The 22,081-nt window shown below is 34.7% G+C and carries 17 protein-coding genes; 10 read left to right on the top strand and 7 right to left on the bottom strand.

Annotated features, from left to right (window positions below):
- Positions 1–35 precede the first annotated feature (35 nt).
- The 9 genes from V7M80_RS03155 to V7M80_RS03115 all read left to right on the top strand — a co-directional run bounded on the left by V7M80_RS03155 (position 36) and on the right by V7M80_RS03115 (position 16,365).
- Positions 36–2,786: a histidine kinase gene (locus tag V7M80_RS03155; protein ID WP_333693982.1), complete on the top strand. Its 2,751-nt coding sequence runs from the start codon at positions 36–38 to the stop codon at positions 2,784–2,786.
- Positions 2,787–3,039: 253 nt separating this feature from the next.
- A complete protein-coding gene (locus V7M80_RS03150; RefSeq protein ID WP_333693981.1) occupies positions 3,040–6,027 on the top strand; it encodes a SusC/RagA family TonB-linked outer membrane protein in 2,988 nt (995 codons plus the stop codon).
- Between the two features lie 3 nt (positions 6,028–6,030).
- On the top strand, positions 6,031–7,485 hold the full coding sequence (locus V7M80_RS03145) for a RagB/SusD family nutrient uptake outer membrane protein (RefSeq protein ID WP_333693979.1): 1,455 nt from the start codon (positions 6,031–6,033) through the stop codon (positions 7,483–7,485).
- A gap of 60 nt (positions 7,486–7,545) precedes the next feature.
- Positions 7,546–8,439 carry a LamG-like jellyroll fold domain-containing protein gene (locus V7M80_RS03140; RefSeq protein ID WP_333693977.1) on the top strand — a complete coding sequence of 298 codons (894 nt, stop codon included), beginning with the start codon at positions 7,546–7,548 and terminating at the stop codon, positions 8,437–8,439.
- A 33-nt stretch (positions 8,440–8,472) separates the two neighbouring features.
- Complete coding sequence (locus tag V7M80_RS03135) at positions 8,473–9,855, top strand: glucoamylase family protein (RefSeq protein WP_333693975.1); 1,383 nt, start codon at positions 8,473–8,475, stop codon at positions 9,853–9,855.
- A gap of 9 nt (positions 9,856–9,864) precedes the next feature.
- A complete protein-coding gene (locus tag V7M80_RS03130; protein WP_333693974.1) occupies positions 9,865–10,569 on the top strand; it encodes a dienelactone hydrolase family protein in 705 nt (234 codons plus the stop codon).
- A 4-nt stretch (positions 10,570–10,573) separates the two neighbouring features.
- The gene (gene bglX, locus V7M80_RS03125; protein ID WP_333693973.1) at positions 10,574–12,874 is read left to right on the top strand and encodes a beta-glucosidase BglX; all 2,301 of its coding nucleotides are present in this window, start codon (positions 10,574–10,576) and stop codon (positions 12,872–12,874) included.
- Positions 12,875–12,941: 67 nt separating this feature from the next.
- Complete coding sequence (locus V7M80_RS03120) at positions 12,942–14,696, top strand: discoidin domain-containing protein (protein ID WP_333693972.1); 1,755 nt, start codon at positions 12,942–12,944, stop codon at positions 14,694–14,696.
- A gap of 235 nt (positions 14,697–14,931) precedes the next feature.
- A complete protein-coding gene (locus V7M80_RS03115) occupies positions 14,932–16,365 on the top strand; it encodes an MFS transporter (protein WP_333693971.1) in 1,434 nt (477 codons plus the stop codon).
- Positions 16,366–16,515: 150 nt separating this feature from the next.
- Here the strand turns inward: V7M80_RS03115 and creD are convergent, their stop codons facing one another.
- The 5 genes from creD to V7M80_RS03090 form a co-directional block, all read right to left on the bottom strand.
- Positions 16,516–17,859, bottom strand: coding sequence for a cell envelope integrity protein CreD (gene creD, locus V7M80_RS03110; protein ID WP_333693970.1), 1,344 nt, complete (start codon positions 17,857–17,859; stop codon positions 16,516–16,518).
- 19 nt (positions 17,860–17,878) lie between these two features.
- Positions 17,879–18,205, bottom strand: coding sequence for a hypothetical protein (locus tag V7M80_RS03105; protein WP_333693969.1), 327 nt, complete (start codon positions 18,203–18,205; stop codon positions 17,879–17,881).
- A gap of 5 nt (positions 18,206–18,210) precedes the next feature.
- Entirely contained in the window at positions 18,211–18,885 is a 675-nt protein-coding gene (locus V7M80_RS03100; protein WP_333693967.1) for a DUF1361 domain-containing protein, read from the bottom strand.
- 46 nt (positions 18,886–18,931) lie between these two features.
- On the bottom strand, positions 18,932–19,228 hold the full coding sequence (locus tag V7M80_RS03095) for a winged helix-turn-helix domain-containing protein (protein ID WP_333693966.1): 297 nt from the start codon (positions 19,226–19,228) through the stop codon (positions 18,932–18,934).
- Positions 19,229–19,294: 66 nt separating this feature from the next.
- On the bottom strand, positions 19,295–19,918 hold the full coding sequence (locus V7M80_RS03090) for a hypothetical protein (protein ID WP_333693965.1): 624 nt from the start codon (positions 19,916–19,918) through the stop codon (positions 19,295–19,297).
- 75 nt (positions 19,919–19,993) lie between these two features.
- Here V7M80_RS03090 and V7M80_RS03085 point away from each other — a divergent pair, with 75 nt between their 5' ends.
- A complete protein-coding gene (locus tag V7M80_RS03085) occupies positions 19,994–20,341 on the top strand; it encodes a DUF1801 domain-containing protein (RefSeq protein WP_333693963.1) in 348 nt (115 codons plus the stop codon).
- Here the strand turns inward: V7M80_RS03085 and V7M80_RS03080 are convergent.
- The gene (locus tag V7M80_RS03080; RefSeq protein ID WP_333694005.1) at positions 20,338–21,159 is read right to left on the bottom strand and encodes a hypothetical protein; all 822 of its coding nucleotides are present in this window, start codon (positions 21,157–21,159) and stop codon (positions 20,338–20,340) included. The genes V7M80_RS03085 and V7M80_RS03080 overlap by 4 nt on opposite strands.
- A gap of 49 nt (positions 21,160–21,208) precedes the next feature.
- Complete coding sequence (kdsA, locus tag V7M80_RS03075; RefSeq protein ID WP_333693961.1) at positions 21,209–22,027, bottom strand: 3-deoxy-8-phosphooctulonate synthase; 819 nt, start codon at positions 22,025–22,027, stop codon at positions 21,209–21,211.
- Positions 22,028–22,081 lie beyond the last annotated feature (54 nt).

Here is a 22,081-nt window from a genome sequence, read left to right as displayed (position 1 = left end):
TACATTCACTTTTTTGTTTACTAAATTAAATCTTCATGATTTCAAAATATTTTGGGTTCGTTCTCATTTCTTTATTCTTGGCTTTTAACTCGTTAAAGGCTCAGGAGTTAGTTCCTTTTGTCGAAAATTTCACCAAATCAGATTACAATGGCGATAATCAAGTTTGGAGTTTAGCACAAGGAAATGACAACGCCATGTATTTTGCCAATAATCATTTTTTATTGCGTTTTAATGGAGTGAAATGGGAACGATATTCATTGCCTAACAAAACGATTATACGATCTGTTTTTGCTCATGAAGATAAAATTTATACCGGTTCTTACAACGAATTCGGATATTGGAAAAGAGAAAACGGCGTTTTGAAGTATTTTTCATTAGTACAAAAGACTCCTTTGTTTCAAGACTCTTCAAAGAGCGAAGAGATTTGGAAAATTTTTGAATTCAATTCTAAGATTTATTTTCAATCGTTTAATGAAATTTATATTTATGACGGAAAAAAAATCAGTAAAATAAAAACACCGCATCTTATTTCATATTGTTTTGTGGTTAATTCAAAGTTGTATGTTGCAAGTGTAAATCAGGGAATATATGAACTTAATGATACCGTTTTTGAATTGAAATCTCAGTGGGATTTAGTTTTCAATTCCATTATTCATGCTATAGATTCAAATGGAGGAAACGTATTTGTTTTTACTCAAAAAAATGGGGTTTTTGTAGAGCGTAATCAAAGTTTGATTCCATGGAGTCATCCTTTGAATGAAAAATTAAAATCGGAAGTAATCATCACAGCACGATTTACACAAAAAGACAAACTTGTGATAGGTACAGCTTCAAAAGGAGTGTATATAGTTGATTTTCAAACACAAGAATACATCAATATCAATAGAAGCAATACTTTGGCCAATAATTCGGTTTTGAGTATAAATGTTGATAAAGAAAAAGATATTTGGTTAGGGTTAGATAACGGAATTGCTCATGTTGAAATTAATTCTCCATTTAGAATATTTTCTGATAATTCTGGCGAATTGGGTTCGGTTTATTCTATATCTTCTACAGAATTCGGTTTTTTATTAGGTTCAAATCATGGTGTTTTTGAGTACGAAAATAAAAAACTAAAATTAGTTCCAAAATCGCAAGGACAAGTTTGGGATATTCAAAAAGTTAAAGATTTTCATATTATTGGACATAATGACGGAACTTTTTTATTTCAAAATAGGACCTATGAAAAAGTGAATCCGCTCAATGGAGGTTGGCGACTAAAGAAAGATTTATTTAAAGATCGCTACATACAATCTAACTACATTGGATTGGCTTTTTATGATAATCCAAGTGATTTTTCGCAGCACAAACGACTTAACACGGTGTACCAACCCATCAAAGATTTTGTTCAATTGGGGGCTTTTGATATTGTGGCAACCAACAGTCATAGAGGTCTCTTTAAAATCAGGTATGACTCAGATAATCAGTTACTTTCGTTTGATGATTTAACTAAAAAAAACAAGATTACTAATGATTTTGATATTAAGATTTTTAAATATAAGAATGAAGTTTTGTACTACATTAATTCAAAATGGTATTATTTAGATGGTGTTTCAGATGTTTTGAAAGTTCATGAATTATTTACTCAAAACTTTAAGGACATTTCAGAAATCATACCTATAAATGATTACAGTTTTGCAATTTTAAAAGAAGGGTTGCTTTACATTATCAATCAAAATGAGAATGCATTTTCATGGAAATTAATTCCCAAACGGTATTATGAGGGTAAAATCGTAAATAATGAAACCAAGGTTTTTCAATTCGACAACTATTACTTTATTAATTTAGATGATGGATTTTTACGTTTTGAATCTACTAAAAACGATTTTATCAAACAAAAGGTAGAAATTGAAGCTTACTTTAACGGAAAGCTTCTATCCAATAATGATAAAATACCTAACAATCAAAATGTGGATGTTCATTTTATTACGGAATATTTTGGAAATAAAAAATCAACATTGTTTTATAAAGTTAATCAAAGTGAACTCATTCCATTGGCTGAAGGAAAAATCACATTGACACATTTGGAAAGCGGAAACAATACCGTTGAAGTGTTTTTTACAACGGGGAACAAATTCGAAAAAGCAGCAGAGTTTTCGTTTCAGGTTATGAAACCCTGGTATTTGTCCTTTTGGATGATTGTTATTTATTGCACCGTTATTGGTTCTATTTTGTTTTTGTATTACAGATGGAATAAGATAAGATATTTGGAAAAAATCAAATTAAAAGAAGAGGAACTCAAACACCATAGACAAATTGTAGAACTCGAACTGGAAGCTGAAAATAAATTAAAAATCCAAAATTATGAGAAACATATTTTGGAAATGCAGGTTCAATCTAAGGCTTCTGAGGTTGCCGGAAAGTCATTGTCTATAGCCAAACAATCAGAAATGATTGAATCGATTCAAAAAATATTGGATACAGAACCCAATTTAGATGTCTTAAAGAATAAAATCAAAAAAACCATAAAGTCAAATGCGATCAACCAAAGAGAATGGGAAAATTTTGAGAAGAATTTGATTCAAAGTCACGAAGATTTTGTTCAGAAATTGACAAAAAGTTATACTGAATTAACTTCAAAAGATATCAAACTAGCTATTTATCTGAGAATGAATCTTTCTTCCAAAGAAATTGCACCGCTTATGAATATTTCTTATCGCGGTGTTGAATTGCATCGCTACAGATTAAGAAAAAAGATTGAATTACCTTCCGATGAGAGTTTGTCAAAATTCATGATTAATTTTTAAAATCAAAAAAAAATACCGATATCCTATTTTTTTGATTCTTTTTCTATCAATCTTATAATACATCACTACTACATCAGGTTAAGTTGATGTTGATGTGTTTATTCTCTTAATTTGTTTTTTTAAAATCTTAAAAATCAATGTTTTAAAATATAAATATTATATATTGATGTGGTAATGTAGTGCTTTATTTTAACTCAACTATATCGTTATAGTGTGTATATTAGTGCTCGTTAACTCAAACTTAAACAAATCAATGAAAAACTTTTATGTAACGCTTTGTATGATGTTTTTACCATTATACATCATGGCACAAGAAATTAAAGGTACGGTTGTAGACAATTCGGGTCTACCGCTTCCTGGTGTTACCGTCCGGGTACTGCAAACCTCTGCCAACACGGTAACCGATTTTGATGGAAAATATAGTATTAATGCTCAAAACGGTCAAGAAATTGAATTTCGAATGATCGGGATGAAAACCAAAGTTGAACGTGTAAGTGGTTCAACTTTAGATGTAACTTTGGAAGAAGAAGTTACAACTTTAGATGATGTGGTGGTTATTGGATACGGAACACGAAAAAAAGTTGACAATACTGCTTCTATCGTTTCACTAAATTCTGAGGAAGTCAATAATCGAAAAGTTTTGAATGCTTCTCAAGCGATTCAAGGTAAAGCGGCTGGTGTACAAGTTTCCAGTAGCGACGTACCCGGAAGTTCTCCAAGTGTTGTAATCAGAGGTTTGGGTACGGCATTGGGTGGAAGAAATCCGCTTTATATTGTTGATGGTTTACCCATGGATAATATTAACAACATAAACTCTAACGACATCACTTCATTTGAAGTACTCAAAGACGCATCGGTTTTAGCTATATACGGAAACAGAGGTGCCAATGGGGTAATTATGATTACTACCAAAAAAGGGAGTGGTGAAAAAATGACTATCGAATATGATGGTTTTGTGGGTTTTAGAACACCTCTCGAGTTGGTTAAAATGGCAGGAAGTAATAAATTTTCTTACTATACCAATTTGGCATTGGGTACAACTACCTTTTCACAAGATCAGCCGGTAAATACCAACTGGTTTAAAGAAATCACCCGAACCGGGGTTTATACTCAAAATAATCTTTCACTTTCCGGTTCAACCAAAACTATTAAATATTTGTTTAGTGCCGGTTTATATGATGAAAAAGCAATTTTAAATGGATTGGATTACAAGCGAATTACTTTGAGAAACAATAATGATATCAAAATAACCGATAAATTATCCTTACAGCAAAATATTAATATCGGTATTACACAGTCCAATCCTAAACCTTTATCCGCATTTACAAACGCTTACAAACAATCACCTATAGTTCCCGTTTACTTTCCAAGCGGTAAATACGGAGTACCTTTTGTAGGTGATGATGGATTTGCATCTGAAACCGGTTCCTCTTTCAATAATGTTGGAAATCCGGTGGCTCAATTAAACTTCTTTGACGAAGAACAACGCAATTTTAATTTACAAGCCGGACTAGCTTTAAACTACAAAATAAATTCCGATTTTAAATTTACTTCTCAATTTTCAGCAGAATACAACAATTGGAAAAACTACAATTTTCAAGATTCCAGAAATATTTGGTTAGCTGCCGATCCAACTAGGGTAGAAGAGGAATACGACCCTAATTCACCTATTAACTTATTATCCAAATCCAGAAGTAGTTTTTTCAATTGGAATTTGGCCAATTTCTTGACATACAATAAAGTTTTTGCAGCTATCCACGATGTAGAAATTACACTTGGTACAGAAACTAATACCATAGGCTCTGTTGAGTTTTTAAGTGCTCGCAGACGCAACGTTCCGGCTAATTCAAATTATTGGGCACTCGATTTCGCTACGTCAAATGAAAGTGATTTGATATCCAATTCAGTAAGTAATGAAACCCGACTTTTGTCTTACTTTGGTAGAGCTCAATATAAATTAAAAGATCGCTATTTGCTTACTGCAACCCTACGTAGAGACGGAACTTCTCAATATCAAAAAGATTTCAGATGGGGGAATTTTCCATCATTTGGTTTGGGATGGATTGTAACTAACGAATCTTTCTTAGCAGATAATTCGGTGATTAATTTCCTAAAAGTTAGAGGAGGTTGGGGTAGATTAGGAAATCAAAATGTACCTTTAAATGTTCAGGCTTTTACATCCAATCTTAATGCTACTTTGGGTGGAAGTATTATTTTTCCGGGTACCACAATTAATTCTCAAATTGATCCGGGTTTAAGTTGGGAAATAACCGAGGAAACATCAGGAGGATTTGACTTTACAATTTTGAATAATAAGTTGAAAGGTACTTTTGATGTATACAATAAAACGACCAAAAATTTAATTTTATTTGTAGATTCGTATACAACTGCAGGAACCTCACAGTCTTCACCGGGACATGTAGGAGAAGTGAGTAATAAAGGGGTTGAATTCTCTCTTCGATGGGATGATAAAATTACAGATTCATTCACGTATTGGGTAGGAGGAAATATTTCAAACAATAGAAATACTTTGGAAAGCATTTCAAATCCTAATGTTTCTTTTGCTCAAGGAGGTGGTTTAGGTAACGGACAATATACCAAATTACTTTCTTTTGAAGCTGTCGGACAACCTTTAGGTAGTTTCTTTATGTGGGAATATGCCGGTTTAGACGAAAATGGAGCTATGCAATTTTTTAATGCTGATGGAGAAATTGTTTCTCAAGATCAACTAACAGTTGCCGATAGAAAATTTGTAGGTTCTGTTATTCCAAAAGTAAACTACGGATTGTCATTGGGAGCCAAATATAAAAACATTGATTTTTCAATAGATGCCTACGGTACCGGAGGTGGTAAAGTTTACAACGGTAAAAAAGCACAACGTTTTTCGGGTGAAAATATTGAATATAGTGTAGCAACCGATTTTTGGACTCCAACCAATACAGATGCTGCAAATCCGGCTCCATTTAATGCAGTACCCATAGCATCTACTTACTATTTGGAATCTGCAGATTTCTTCCGAATAAACAATATTACAATTGGTTATACTTTACCTCAATTTTCAGATTACATATCATCTGCCAGAATTTATTTTAATGCAGTCAACCCATTTATATTTCAAAAATTCTCCGGGTTTTCTCCCGAGTTAAATAACGATGGTAACCCTTATGGGTCTCAAGGTATCGAGATTGATGCCTATCCTACTGTAAAATCGTTTGTTTTTGGAGTTAATTTAAAATTTTAAACTATGAAAAAGATTATTTATGCATTTACTTTTATCACATCGGCTTACTTAATAGGCTGTAGTGACGATTATCTAGACGTAGACCAAACGGCAGCTATTTCTACGGCCGACCTAAGTTTGTACAACAATGATGAAGGTGCCAAAAGTTTTGTTACGGCTATTTATTCTAAGTTTTTAGATTGGAATATGAGTTCATTTTCATGGAATGGAATTACCAGCATTGCCTCTGATGATGCAGATAAAGGTTCGTCTCCAGGAGATACAGGAACTGATAAAGATTTATTGGACAATTTAACTCATAATGCTTCAAGTATTTCTGTTGAAGAAGTTTTTAAAGCTCAATATGAAGGTATAAATAGATGCAACCAAGCTTTATTTTACATTCCGCAATTAAATCAAGCCAATGAAGGTTTGCGTAACCGTTTGATTGGAGAAGCTAAATTTTTAAGAGCCGTAATGTATTTTAATTTAGTTCGAATTTACGGAGGAGTTCCCTTGGTAAATAAAATTCCAAGTCCCTCTTCTGAAGAAGATCGTATAATGCAACTTACCCGTAAATCTAAAGAAGAAATTTATGCTTTTATTGAACAAGATTTGACAGATGCTATAGCCGTACTACCTGAAAAAAGTGCCTATCCTGCCAATGAGATTGCGAGAGCATCAAGAGGGGCTGCACTTACTTTGTTGGCAAAAGTATCATTATATCAAAGAAAATGGGATAAAGTAATCGAATACACCAATTTGGTTTCAGGTTATGCATTAACACCCAGCTATGCCGAAATTTTTAAAACATCTGGAGAGAATAACCAAGAGTCTATTTTTGAAATACAAGGTTTTGGTGGAAATCCAGCCAAAGGAATTCAAGGATATTCTGCTACCCAAGGTGCCCGTGGTGCCGGTGGATGGGGATGGGGCTTCAATACACCATCCGAAAGTTTGGTAAATGCTTACGAACCCGGTGATACTCGTAGAGATGCAACTATTATTTTTGCCGGAACTACTTTGTATGATGGTCGCGTTGTACCTCTAACGGTAGAAAATCCAAGATATAATTTCAAAGCCTATTCTTCTGTAAACTCAGGGGATTGGGAAACCAATGTGAACATACGTTATTTGAGATATGCCGAGGTGTTGCTCATGCGAGCCGAAGCATTCAATGAGTTAGGCAATACAACAAGTGCCAAATCTGAATTGGACTTAGTTCGTAACAGAGCCAATCTACCTAACTCTACAGCGGTTTCTCAAGTTGATTTAAGAACTGCAATTTGGAGAGAACGTAGAGTAGAATTAGCATTTGAACACGATAGATATTTTGATTTGGTAAGAACCGGTCAGGCTCAAGCTGCATTTGCTGTACACGGAAAACAATTTATTGTTGGAAAACACGAATTATTTCCTCTACCACAAAGATTTATTAACGAAGCGGGAGGATTATCTGCTCAAAATCCAAATTACTAAAAAAGCTCAGAGTAGTTTTAATGAACTACTCTAAGCTTCTAATCACTTAAAATTATAAAAATGAAAAACAAATATAAATTTTTAGCCGCTTTATCATTATCCTTGGTTTTCATCAACTTCGGATGTGAAGAAGATTTAGACAGTAACGAACCTATTCCTTACCAACCTATTGGAGGGTATGAATTCTCGGATGAAATTGCTCCTGATAATCTTGTTGTTAAAATGAGCTTTGAAAATGACGTAACAGACGTTAAAAACGGGTTATCCGGTGGGGCAGTGACCAACGCTACTTTTGAAAACGGCGTAAAAGGAAACGCTTACAAAGGTTCAACTTCAGGTTTTGCTTCTTTTACTAATGTTAGTAGCTCGGTTTCCGGTTTGCAAAGTATTACGGCATCGATGTGGATTAAAACTACTCAGCATACCGGTGGTGCTCAATGTTTATTTATGTTACCAAAAACAACCGATTTTTGGGGTAATATTTTTGTTCTTATAGAAGGAACTACAGAGGATAGAATGTTGTTAAAAGTGCATCTTCAAAAAGATGTAACTCCATCCATTCCTTGGTCTGGACAATGGATAGAGCATACAGGAGATAATAGATTGCAAGGAATGTATGGTACTTGGAAACACCTAACCTGGTCTTACAACGCCGAAACATCCAAATACAATATTTATGTTGATGGTACAAAGTTGGTAATTCCGGATGGTATGTCCAATCGTTATACTTCAGATCCTAATGTAGATGGACAGCCTCTCGGAGCATTGGCAAATTCTAATGTGCAAGGTTTTATTTTAGGAGGTTTTCAACAACATTTAGGAGCTCCTTGGGGTGCTCCAGATGGCTGGATGCTACCCTACACAGGCATGATTGATGAATTTAGAATATACAACAAAGCCTTATCTGATACAGATATAAGATCCTTGTACTTATTGGAAAAGGATGGTAGATAATCATATTTTTAATGTAAAGAAGTCCCAATAGCTATGAAATTATTTCAGTTTTTAAAATACAGTTTGGTTATATTAATTTCTTTTTTGTCTTGTTCAGACGGAAATGTTTCCGATTCTAGTGGGACTCCTTTACCTACAAATCCACCCGTAGTTCTAACCGATGAACAATTGCTTACCCAAGTACAACGGGATGCTTTTAAATATTTTTGGGACTATGCCGAACCCAATTCAAAATTGGCTCGTGAGCGATATCATGTTGACAATCCGGATTATGATAAAGATATCGTGACCACGGGTGGGTCTGCATTTGGTTTAATGACACTTTTAGTAGGAGCCGAACGCGGATTTGTTTCCAGAGGTCAAGTAGTTTCTAGAATGCAAACGGCTTTAAATTTTTTAGAAAATGCCGATCGGTTTTATGGAGCTTGGCCTCATTGGATTAATGGAACCAATGGAAATGTTATTCCTTTTGGTACTATGGATAATGGAGGTGATTTGGTTGAAACTTCTTTTTTATGTCAAGCTTTAATTTGTGTTAGAGAATATTTTAAAAACGGAACAACAGAAGAACAAGCTTTAGCTCAAAAGGCAGATAACCTTTGGAGGGGTGTAAATTGGCAATGGTATACCAAAGGAGAAAATGCTCTCTATTGGCATTGGTCGCCCAATTATGGTTGGCAAATGAACTTCAAACTGGAAGGTTATAACGAATGTTTGATTACCTATATCATGGCTGCTGCTTCACCCACACATCCGGTTGGAGCAACCGCTTACCATCAAGCTTGGGCCAGAAATGGTGCAATCCAAAATTCGTCCATTCAATACAATTTACCGGTTATTTTCAGTTATAATGGTTCTCCGGGTAATGTAGGTCCAATGTTTTGGTCTCATTATTCCTATTTAGGATTAGATCCACGCGGATTAACAGACCAATATGCAAATTATTGGCAGCTTACTCAAAATCATTCCAAAATCATGTACAATTATTGCGTTGCAAATCCGGGTAATTGGAATGGATATAGCCAAAAATGTTGGGGATTAACAGCCAGTTATACTCGTAATGCCGATGGTTCCTTAGGGTATTCAGAACACAAGCCTACAAACGATAGAGGGATCATAACTCCTACAGCAGCTTTGTCTTCATTTCCGTATACACCTACAGAGTCAATGAAAGTGCTTCGCTATTTGTACGATGAAAAAAAGAATACACATGTTGGGATAGCCGGACCCTATGATGCTTTTTCTCCACATTACAATTGGGTAACCAAAACCTATCTGGCCATAGATCAAGGAACTATTGTGCCAATGATTGAAAATTACCGAACCGGATTTTTATGGAATTTATTTATGCAAGCTCCCGAAGTTCGTACCGGTTTACAAAGCCTAGGTTTTGCATCAGCTCAACATGGATTTTAAAATTAGATAATGAAATTTTACAATTTTTATACCCTTGCCCTTAGTTTGTTGATTTTGAATACACTTCAAAGTCAAAACACTTCTGCCTTGTTTCACACTACGGTACAAAAAGAGGTAACCTATGGCTATTTGTTGCATAAACCTAAAAATACAAATACCCCAAAGCCATTACTTATTTTCCTTCATGGTTCAGGCGAAAAAGGAAACGATTTGGAGAAAGTTAAGGTGCATGGCCCTTTTCAATATCTTAAAACTAACGATTTAGATGCCTTTGTATTGGCACCTCAGTGTCCTATTGATGCCTATTGGGATTCTGAAGCACTTTATCAATTAATTCAAAAAATCATCTCTCAAAATTCAATAGATACCCAAAGAATCTATTTAACCGGATTAAGCATGGGGGCATGGGGAGCATGGAATTTAGCCATTTCCTATCCCGATACATTTGCGGCATTGGTTCCCATTGCCGGATTTGTCGATCGCATTCCCATGATTGAAAATTGCAAACTAAAATCTATCCCAATTCGAATTTTTCACGGATTATTAGATGATGTGGTCGATTTGAGTTATTCTACAACTATTTACAAAAAATTAAAACCTTGTTGTATTGATATTCAACTAACTGTTTTTGATGATGCCAATCACGACAGTTGGACGCGAGTATACAATAACGCCGCTATTTATCAATGGATGTTTCAACAAGTAAAGAAATAAATTTATGAAAAATACGATTGCCCTACTACTCATTTTTTTAGGGGTTACTACAGCAGTAAATGCCCAAAAGAAAAAAGAACAACCTACATTGGCTCCCAAAGAAATTTTTGTGCCACAATTGTTAAGCAAAATGACCTTAGACGAAAAAATAGGTCAACTCAACCTCCCGGGTTCAGGAGATATTGTTACCGGACAAGCCAAAAGTTCTGATATAGCCAAAAAAATTGAAAACGGTCAGGTAGGTGGTTTATTCAATATAAAATCTGTAGCAAAAATTAAGGAAGTTCAAAAAATTGCCGTAGAAAGAAGCCGACTAAAAATTCCACTTATTTTCGGTATGGATGTTATTCACGGTTATGAAACTACTTTCCCAATTCCTTTAGGTTTATCTTGTACCTGGGACATGGGATTAATTCAACAAACTGCTCGAATTGCATCTGTAGAAGCAACGGCAGATGGAATTAATTGGACATTTTCTCCAATGGTCGATTTGTCGCGTGATCCCAGATGGGGTAGGGTTTCCGAAGGTTCTGGTGAAGATACTTATTTAGGTATGCAGATTGCCAAAGCTATGGTTAATGGGTACCAGCAAAACGATTTGAGAAAAACAACGTCTATGCTAGCTTGTGTTAAGCATTTTGCCTTGTATGGGGCTCCCGAAGCAGGGAGAGACTACAACACAGTTGATATGAGTCGGATTAGAATGTACAATGAATATTTTCCTCCTTACAAAGCTGCTGTTGATGCCGGAGTTGGGTCGGTTATGGCATCTTTCAATGAAGTAGATGGAATCCCGGCAACCGGAAACAAATGGCTTTTAACCGAAGTTCTACGTAATCAGTGGAAATTTAAAGGATTCAATGTGACTGATTATACCGGGATTAATGAAATGACTGATCATGGTTTGGGGGATTTGCAAACAGTTTCTGCTCTTGCTTTGAAAGCCGGAATAGATATGGACATGGTTGGAGAAGGGTTTTTGACAACGCTGAAAAAATCATTTGAAGAAGGAAAAATTACGATTCAAGAAATAGATGCAGCTGTAACCCGAATTCTTGAAGCAAAATATGATTTAGGACTTTTTCATGATCCGTATAAAAACTGCAATGAGGCAAGAGCTAAAAGCGATATTTATACACCGCAGCATCGAGAATTGGCCCGAAAAGTAGCAGCAGAATCTCTAGTATTATTAAAAAATTCAGATCAAATATTACCTCTTTCCAAAAAAGGGACTATTGCCTTAATTGGACCTTTAGCTCATAGCAGAGAAAATATGGCTGGAACCTGGAGTGTGGCTACACAACAAAGCCGTTCTGTATCTGTATTAGACGGTTTACAAAAAGTTTTGGGTGATAAAGCTTCTGTACTTTATGCAAAAGGCAGTAATCTGGACTACGATGCCGCTTTTGAAGAAAGAGCAACTATGTTTGGAAAAAGTTTACAAAGAGATAAAAGAACTGCCGAGGAACTCTTAAAAGAAGCATTAGAGGTGGCTCAAAAAGCAGATGTTATTATCGCAGCATTGGGTGAATCGGCCGAAATGAGCGGTGAATCCAGCAGTAGAACAAATTTGCAAATACCACAAGCTCAAAAAGATTTGCTTCAGGCTTTACTTCAAACGGGAAAACCGGTAGTGTTAGTTCTTTTTACGGGTAGACCTTTGGTAATTCTAGAAGAATCCTCAAAATTGACTACCCTTTTGAATGTATGGTTTCCGGGAAGTGAAGCCGGTTTGGCCATTGCCGATGTTTTATTTGGTGATACCAATCCGTCGGGTAAATTAACCGCTACATGGCCCAGAAATGAAGGACAAATTCCAATTTACTACAATCACAAAAATACGGGAAGACCTTTGGCAAATGATAAAGGAATTTTTGAAAAATTCAGATCCAATTACTTAGATGTTCCAAATGAACCTCTTTATCCGTTTGGATTTGGATTGAGTTACACACAATTTACGTATTCCAATTTAAAGATATCATCTGCTAAACTTTCAACCAATTCTACAATCAAAGTTTCGGTAGATGTTACCAATTCAGGTAATTATGATGGTAAAGAAATTGTGCAAATGTACATCAGAGATGTTGTGGGTTCAATAACCAGACCTGTAAAGGAACTAAAAGGTTTTCAAAAAGTTGAAATCAAGAAAGGTCAAACCCAAACGGTAGAATTTGAAATTTCAGAAGAAGATTTGAAGTTTTATAATTTCGATTTAGAGTATGTATCCGAACCCGGAAAGTTTGAAGTTTTTGTGGGTCCAGATTCAACTACATCAAATAAAGTAGAGTTTGAATTAGTTAGATAATTTTTTTATGTTTCATTTTTTTAACCCTTCGGGAGTCATTCTGAAGGGTTTTTTTACACCTCTAAGTATGAAAAATATAGTTTTTTGCTTTTGTATTCTAGTCTGTAGTTCCCTTTGGGGACAACAAAAAACCTATTGTAATCCTATAAATATCGACTACGGTTATTGTCCAATTGAACCCTTTGTACAACAAGGAAAACATAGAGCAACAGCCGATCCGGTTATTACTTTTTTTAAAGGAAAGTATTATCTGTTTTCAACCAACCAATGGGGGTATTGGCACAGCGACAATATGCTGGATTGGAAATTTGTATCAAGAAAATTTCTTCGCCCGGAACACAAGGTTTGGGACGAATTGTGTGCCCCTTCATTATCTTTCGTAAATGATACTCTGTTGGTAATTGGTTCTACCCATACAAAAGAATTTCCCCTATGGATGAGTACCAATCCTGAAGTAGACGATTGGAAAGAATTGGTTCACAAGCATCAAGCCGGTGCTTGGGACCCTCAGATTTTTTGGGATTCGGAAAAGGATGAGTTGTATATGTATTATGGTTCCAGTAATTTATATCCGTTGTACGGTTTAAAACTCAATAGAAAAACGTTTCAACCTGAGGGAGAACCTGTACCGGTTTTGGCTTTAAATGACGATGAACATGGTTGGGAACGTTTTGGAGAAAATAACGACAATACCTTTTTACAGCCTTTTACCGAAGGAGCTTTTGTTACAAAATATCAAAACAAATACTATTTGCAATACGGAGCACCCGGCACTGAGTTTAGTGGTTATGCAGATGGGGTTTATGTTGGAAACAATCCGTTAGGGCCATTTGAATACCAATCTCATAATCCGTTTTCATATAAACCGGGAGGTTTTGCCCGAGGAGCCGGTCATGGCGGTACCTATCAAGACGACAAAGAACAGTATTGGCATGTTTCTACCATTGGGATTTGTGTTAAGAATAACTTCGAACGTCGAATAGGTATCTGGCCTGCAGGTTTTGATAAGGACGGAGTGATGTATAGTAACACGGCTTATGGCGATTATCCAACCTTTTTGCCCTCCGAAAATAAAGATCATTTGACAAACCATTTTTCAGGATGGATGTTGCTAAACTACAATAAACCCGTTAGAGTATCATCAACTTTAGGCGGATTTCAGGCAAATTTTGCAGTAAATGAAGACATTAAAACCTATTGGAGTGCAAAAACCGCAAAAAAAGGAGAATTCATTATTTCAGATTTAGGAGAAATGAGTACCGTTTATGCCATTCAAATTAATTATGCCGATCAAGATGTTGAATTTATGGGAAAACCCGATAATTCTAAAGGTCATCAATACATTTTGTATGCGTCAAACGATGGTAAAAATTGGAAAATTATTTGGGACAAAAGCAAAAGTACCAAAGATGTTCCGCATGAGTATATTGAATTTCAAAGTCCAATTAAAGCCCGATATGTGAAATTGGAAAATCACGCCATGCCCACCGGAAAGTTTGCATTGAGCGGTTTCAGAATTTTTGGAAAAGGTTCGGGTGAAAAGCCTAAAGAAGTACAAAATTTTATTCCTTTACGTTCAGCTCCAAAAGTTAAAGGCGAAAGACGAAATGTGTGGTTTAAATGGCAACAAGAGCCTTCGGCTGATGGCTACGTAATCTATTTTGGTAAATCACCTGATAAATTATATGGCTCCATAATGGTATACGGAAAAAATGAGTACTATTTTAATGGATTAGATCGCTCTGATGTTTATTATTTTCAAATTGAAGCCTTTAATAATAATGGTATTGGACCACGAAGTGAAGTAAAAAAAGCCGATTGATCCCTCGTTTTCAATTAACGCAAACGTTGTAATTTTAAATAAAATACAGTTGTGAAAACGTTTTCGTTGATAACTATTTGTTAGAAAATGTATTTTGATTTTGACATAAATGTATATTTAGAAAATATTTCAATTAAAAATTAACAGTTTTGTATAAAACCCTTTGATTTTTTAAGATTTATGTATATTAAGTTTATAAAATTATCTCACAATTAACCATTTAACCCACTAAAACATGAGTACAGATCAACAAACCAAATGGTCCCAATTTATTCCCTTAGTAACCGTCTTTTTCTTTTGGGGATTTGTAGCTGCCAGTAACGATATTTTAATACCTGTTTTCAAGAAAGCATTCGATTTAACCCAAGGCCAGAGTCAATTGGTATCTGTTGCATTTTATGTAGCATATACTGTAGGTTCCTTGATTTATATGGGAATTTCCTATTTGACAAAAGGCGATATCATCAACCGAATAGGGTACAAGAATGCCTTAGCTTTAGGTTTGACCATATCTGCTTTGGGTACTTTATTGTTTTACCCGGCTGCAAACAATGGTTCTTTCCCTTTAATGCTTTCTGGGTTGTTTATTGTTGGACTCGGATTTTCATTGCAACAAACAGTTGCGAATCCGCTTGCTATTGCTTTAGGGCCAATTTCTACTGGCTCACAACGATTAACCATGGCAGGTGGAATCAATAATTTTGGAACCACAATTGGACCTCTAATTGTGAGCTTTGCCATTTTTGGTTCTGCGGCATCAGCTAATACCGATGTGAGTATCGAAAGTGTAAAAATTCCGTATTTGATTTTAGGAGCTGCTTTTATTTTGGTAGCCATCTTTTTGAAATTTTCATCTTTACCAGATCAACCGGAAACTGTTGTTGAGGTAGCAGAAGATGTTAAATCCTCCAGAAAATCAGCTCTACACTATCCGCAATTGATTTTAGGAATGATTGGAATATTTGTATATGTTGGAGTAGAAGTATCTACAGCAAGTAATTTGCCGGATTATATGCAATCAAAGTTAGGTTTCGAAACCAAAGATATTGCCCCTTACATTTCTTTGTATTGGGCCAGTTTGATGATTGGTCGTTGGACAGGTGCCGTAGAGGCTTTTAATGCTTCGGCAAGTATGGAAAAAATATTAAAATTTTTAGCACCCTATCTAGCTTTTGGTGTGTTCTTATTGGTTAATGCAATTGCAAAACACGATTTAACTCCTTTTTATGTGTATGCGTTAGTCATTGTAGTTTTAATTGCTGCGGATATTGCTAGTAAAGGAAATCCAGCCAGAATGTTGCTAATTTTTTCAACTCTAGGAATAACGGCTTTATTAATTGGAATGTTTACATCCGGTATGGTGAGCGTTTATGCATTTACAAGTGTTGGATTATTCTGTAGTACGTTATGGCCGTGTATATTCACATTAGCCATCAGTGGTTTGGGTAAAAACACCAACCAAGGGAGTAATTTCTTAATTATGATGATTATGGGGGGTGGAATTGTAAGTTGGCTGCAAGGTATGGTTGCAGATTCAACACATATTCAATTTAGTTACATTGTTGGAGTAATTTGTTTTGCTTACCTCGCTTTTTATGCGTGGCGAGTAAGCGGCATTTTAAAAGCACAAGGAATCGATTTCGATAAAAAAGTATCTGGTGGACATTAAGATAATTTTATATCTAATTAAAACCCGGCAAGTGATTGTCGGGTTTTGTTATTTATACCAATTTATCAATAACACAAAAAACCATCAAGAAATCAACCTCACCAAGCAAGCTTAATGAAACTTAATTTCTTAATGGTTTAAAAAAACAATCTAATTCCCCGCTCCCCAATCAATCTTCCTAGAAAAATACATCACGGCGGCTAAAATCAAGAACAAACCGATGCTACCTACCAACAACGCATAATCTTCCATTTGAATGATTACAAAAATAAACGTGTATAAAAAGGTGAGCGAAATGCCAATAAAAGCTGGAAACTTTTTATTCTTTAAAATCGAAATCGAGTAGAGCGAAATCAAAACAATTACTGAAATCCCGGCTACTACATATGCCAAAGTGAAACTACTGTGTTCCGTAATCGAAATCAGTAACGTATAAAACATAATCAAGGCCAAACCAATCATCGAATACTGAAAAATATGAATGTTGATTTTGCTGATGCTTTGAATGAGGAAAAAAATTAAAAACGTTAGTCCAATCACCAAAAATCCGTATTTCGAAGCTCGCTCATTTTGTTGGTATTCATCTACAGTTGTAATAAAATCGACACCAAAAGCATGCGGTTTCACATTTGGTAATGTTTCAAATGATTGTTGTGGAAAAGGTCGGTTGAGGTGCAATACTTCCCATTCCGCTTCAAAACCTTTAGCATTAATTTTTTTGTTTTTGTCATTGGGTAAAAAATTACCTGAAAAACTCGGAGATGGCCAATTGGAAGTCATCTTTGCCGAAGTTGTTTTACCAATGGGGGCAAAGTGAATCATTTTACTTCCGTTGTAATTGATGTTGAACGTAAAGTTTTGCTTTTTGTTCTCCTGAAGCGATTGCAAATTCACCAAACCGGTTTCTAACGTGGACATTGAATCGTTTTGCTTATTTTGAGTGGGCTCAAAACGGTAGACAGAATCTCCTAGTTTCAAATTCACCTGACTTTTAATACTTTTTAAATTGGTAGTTCGAATCTGTATTGTGGCTTTGTCCCATAAGATATTTTCATCTGCAATCGAATTGATTTTAAAGTTGGGAAAAACATAGCTTCCCGTAAAATCCATTTGGGCATTAAATACATTCGACTTATATAAACTGCGTTGCAGGGGTTTCACAATCGTGACATCGGTGGTGTTTTTTAGTTCTTCAGGGAAGAAATAGGCTAATTTAGTCTCGGTAACGTATTTTTTTACCTGAACATTGGTTTTAGCATCATATTCAATTACTTCACTAGTTTGTTTATACGGAATTTTCAAAATAGGACCATAAAAGTAAATGGCTTCGCCCCATTTTTCGGAGGTTTCAGACACCACTTCTTTTTGACGGACGGAACGTTCTTCAATCAAACTTTTGACAAATTGAAGGGGAATCAATAAAATGAGTGTTAAAAAGCCAACCATGATGATTTTTGCAGTGTTGGACTGAAAGAAATTGGTTTGTTTTTCCATGATTTTTAAGTTTAAAGGTTTAAAAGTTTAAAAGATTGATGTGATTAATGGTTAAATAAAAAAAAAGTGCTGCTATAGGAATATTAGCCAATACAATTAGAATTTTTACCCCAAAATAGTCTCGATGATTATGAAAGAAAATAAAATGATGAATGAGATTAAGTAAAACAACACCGTTGACTAACAAGGCAGTAAGCACGTAAAAGAAACCCAGAACAAAAATTAAATCTTCTTGTGGAAATATTTGATGTAATGAAAAAAGGAGTGTTCCTAACGCAAAGGATACAAGGGCAATTTGTGTGGAAAGTTTTCCTGTAACGGTAGCATAGTTCTTTTGAGTCATCATATAGATTATTTAATTTTCAGATTATTTGTTTCCATTTTTTTCATTGAGGTAGCTACAAAATAGATAACCCCTAAAAACGTTCCGAATCCCAATGTGAAATTCTGAACATCTCTGATAAAAAGTGAGTTGATACAAGAATTCATCAAGTCAATCGGATTGGAAAGCACATCCCAACTATTGAAACGAAGGTATCTTCCCAAGTAAATTCCGAATGCAGTTAAATAGAGACTAGTGAGAAGAATAATTTTTGAAATGCTTTCTGTATAATGATTACAGAGTAACTTTTCGATGGTAAAAAGTGAAAAAATACCAAACAAAAAACCGGTCAGAGAAAAAGAGCTAACTACCATAAGGTCAAACCAAACCGGCACCGAATTGAATTTATTCAAATGAAAAAAATCGGTTAATAGATAAAATGAATTGGGAAGAAATAGTAACCAAATTAGTAATCCAAAGATTCTATACCATCGATTTTCTCTTATTCGTAATGAAAATAATAGCATTTGACTAATGCAATAGGGGAGAAAACCCAAAAACAAATTCCATATTAAAAAGAAGAAAAAAATACTGTTTGAAGCTTTTGCTCGAATGATTAATAGACTTAAGCAGAATAAAGAAAGAACGGAAAGAACAAGAAATTCTCTCTTTTTGGTTTGAAGATAAAAATGGATTGTTTTCATATTTAAAAGTACTTTGGATTTCAAAGTTTATGATTAAAAAAATAGTTTAGTTTTTTTTGATTAATTTTTCGAGGGCATCTATATGATCTCGAAAGGCTTTTTTTCCAAGTTTTGTAGCTTTGTAACTCGTGTTGGGTTTTTTACCTATAAATTGTTTTTCAATAGAAATATATTCCTCTAATTCTAAGGCTTTGGCGTGGGAAGCAAGATTACCATCGGTTACACCCAACAATTCTTTTAGTGTGTTAAAATCGGCACTTTCATTCACCATTAATATCGACATGATGCCCAGTCGGATGCGATGGTCAAAGGCTTTGTTGATATTTTGTATAATGTTTTTCATTTGGTAAAGAAAAGGAAATTATTTTTTTTGGAATACAGATTTATAAAATTTAAAAAATTTAAAAATCTAGTTTCGTTCATATTTAAAATACATTATACTACCATATAAAATGTGGCATACACCAAAACCTATTGACCAGAATAACAACCCATATCCTAAAAACCAGGTACACAACAAGCCTAATACTATAAAGGTGATTCCCAAATAACGAACCCCTCCAATAGTGTATTTACTCGCATTCACACAGGCTAATCCATAAAAAATTAATGTGAGAGGAGCAATTAAACCTAACATTTCTTTCTCTATAAGAAATAAAATGAAAATTCCACCGGTTACCAATGGAATTAGAAAATTAATCACCATTCTTCTGGTTGTACTATTCCATAGGGTTTCGTTATTTTTTTTTGCTTTTTGAATACTTAATAAAATACCGGTTACTATGGAAAGCGTTGCTACAGTAGCTGCAATCCATAAGAGTTTAATTACCGCCTCTTTTGAAATTACCAAATTTTTATATGCACCCAATGATGAAGTGTCAAAGTAAATCGTTTTGTAGGCCAACCAAGCTCCTATTAAAGCGTAGGTTCCGGCTAGAACTCCAGATAGTCCACTTAGTGATAAAAAGCGTGAGGAGCGATTCATCAAATTTTTAATTTCGGCAAGATCGTTGAGGTATTTCTCGTTTTCCATTTTAAAGTACTTTGAGTTGCAAAGTATAAAAGAAAAAATTTTATAACCAAATATTTTTTAGTTTATTTTTGAAGGATGAAACCGGCAGAGGATTACATTCTAAATCAACCCGAATTATACAGAGAAATTCTTCTCAATTTGCAAGTGGTAATCGAAAAAGAGCTACCGCAAGCTGTTTTGTTTTTCAAATGGAATGTTCCTTATTACTATTTGAATAATAAACCTTTTTGTTTTTTAAATGCAAGTCACAAGGGGAGGTATGTTGATTTAGCTTTCAATAAAGGCTATGAACTTCAACAACATGTGGCACATTTGGTTGGAGAAAAAAGGAATACATTTAAATCCTTACGTTTTTTTTCAATAGATGAAATAAACGTGAAGATTTTGAAAGAGGTCATTCATGAAGCTAAGACACTTTATTAAATCCTAAAGATTCCGCCAACTACCAATATCTTTTGAAAAAACCAAAAATCTTGCTCAGCTCGGTCGGATTTACTTTGTGTTGTTCGAATATCATTCATGTTGATATAACCTCCTTTTAACTCCCCTTGAATAAAGAAATATTTAAAAAAAGTTACATTCAATCCGGCTTTAGCTGATAGTCCGTAACCCGAAATGTGAAATTCGTCGTAGCGGTCTTTGCCTAATAATTTAGTATTGGTTTTAGGATATAGAATACCACCTCCAAGTCCTTCTGTAACATTGATTTGAATTTTATCTGTATTCGCAATTTTAAACCATTTTGAAATATCATCTACTCGTGAAATTTCAGTATTCACATAGTTTAAACCATCGGTATGTTCAAAGGTTAGAAAATCTTCAGTTAACAAGATTTGACCATTTGGAAGTGTTTCTCCATAACTACCTTGATTAGGATAAAACCCTGTGTAATCTACAGCACGGTCTTGAAACATTACATATTTCATGTGGTCTACACCTATTGAAATATTGTATTTGTCACTAATGAAATAACCAATGCGTAAATTGGTTTGAGGAATCGTCATTCGTAGTGGATTGATGTAATCGCAATGCCAACCTTTGGGTTTATCATGAGCGGAAACATTGTAGAGGGTAAAATCGTAATCGGAACCTTTGAAACGAATATCCGATTTGGAAAAAGTTTCTCGATTTCCTCCCCAATAGATATAAAATTTTCCTTTGTTATGAGTAGTGTATTTTTCGGGATTTATTGAATTATCTTGGGCTGATAGGTCTTGAAAAAAAACACAAAAAAAGAGCACAATCAAAAGTGATTGATTTTTCACGGTACTAAAATTAAATGAGATGAAATTAGAATTGATTAATAGTTTTTCGGATGGCTACGAGTTTGGTCATTAAATTTTCAAAATAATCCAAATGCAACATATTGGCTCCATCACTTTTGGCATTGGCCGGATCAAAATGGGTTTCAATGAAAATACCATCAACACCGGTTACAATACCAGCCTTGGCAATTGTTTCGATCATATCTGGACGACCGCCGGTAACTCCAGACATTTGATTGGGTTGTTGCAAAGAGTGAGTGACATCCAATACCGTGGTGGCAAATTGTTTCATGGTTGGAATTCCTCTAAAATCGACTATCATATCTTGATAACCAAACATAGTCCCACGATCGGTAACCATTACATTTTCATTTTGGCAATCCAATACTTTTTGTACGGCATGTTTCATACTTTCCGGACTCATAAATTGCCCTTTTTTTAAGTTTACCGTTTTACCGGTTTTTGCAGCAGCAACAACCAAATCTGTTTGACGCACTAAAAAGGCTGGAATTTGTAAAATATTAACATATTCAGCTGCCATTGGAGCATCTTCATTAGTATGAATGTCTGTAATTGTGGGGATACCAAAAGTTTGCGAAACTTTTTGAAGAATCTTCAAAGCTTTTTCATCTCCTATTCCTGAAAAACTATCAATTCGAGATCGATTGGCTTTTTTAAATGAGCCTTTGAACACGTATGGGATTTCCAATTTATCGGTTATTTGAACCAAACGTTCTGCAATACGAAGAGCCATATCTTCGCCTTCAATGGCACATGGTCCAGCTAAAACAAAGAAGTTTCCACTGTTAGTATGTTTAATTTGAGGTATTTTAGTAATATCCATAACGGTTTTTTAAAGTGCAAAAGTACAAATTTTTTATGTACTTAATGTAACCCA

This window comes from Flavobacterium sp., from assembly GCF_036759525.1.
Classification (GTDB): Bacteria; Bacteroidota; Bacteroidia; order Flavobacteriales; family Flavobacteriaceae; genus Flavobacterium.
The sequence above is the reverse complement of the archived record's forward strand: the minus strand, read 5'-3'. Positions and strand labels throughout refer to the sequence as shown.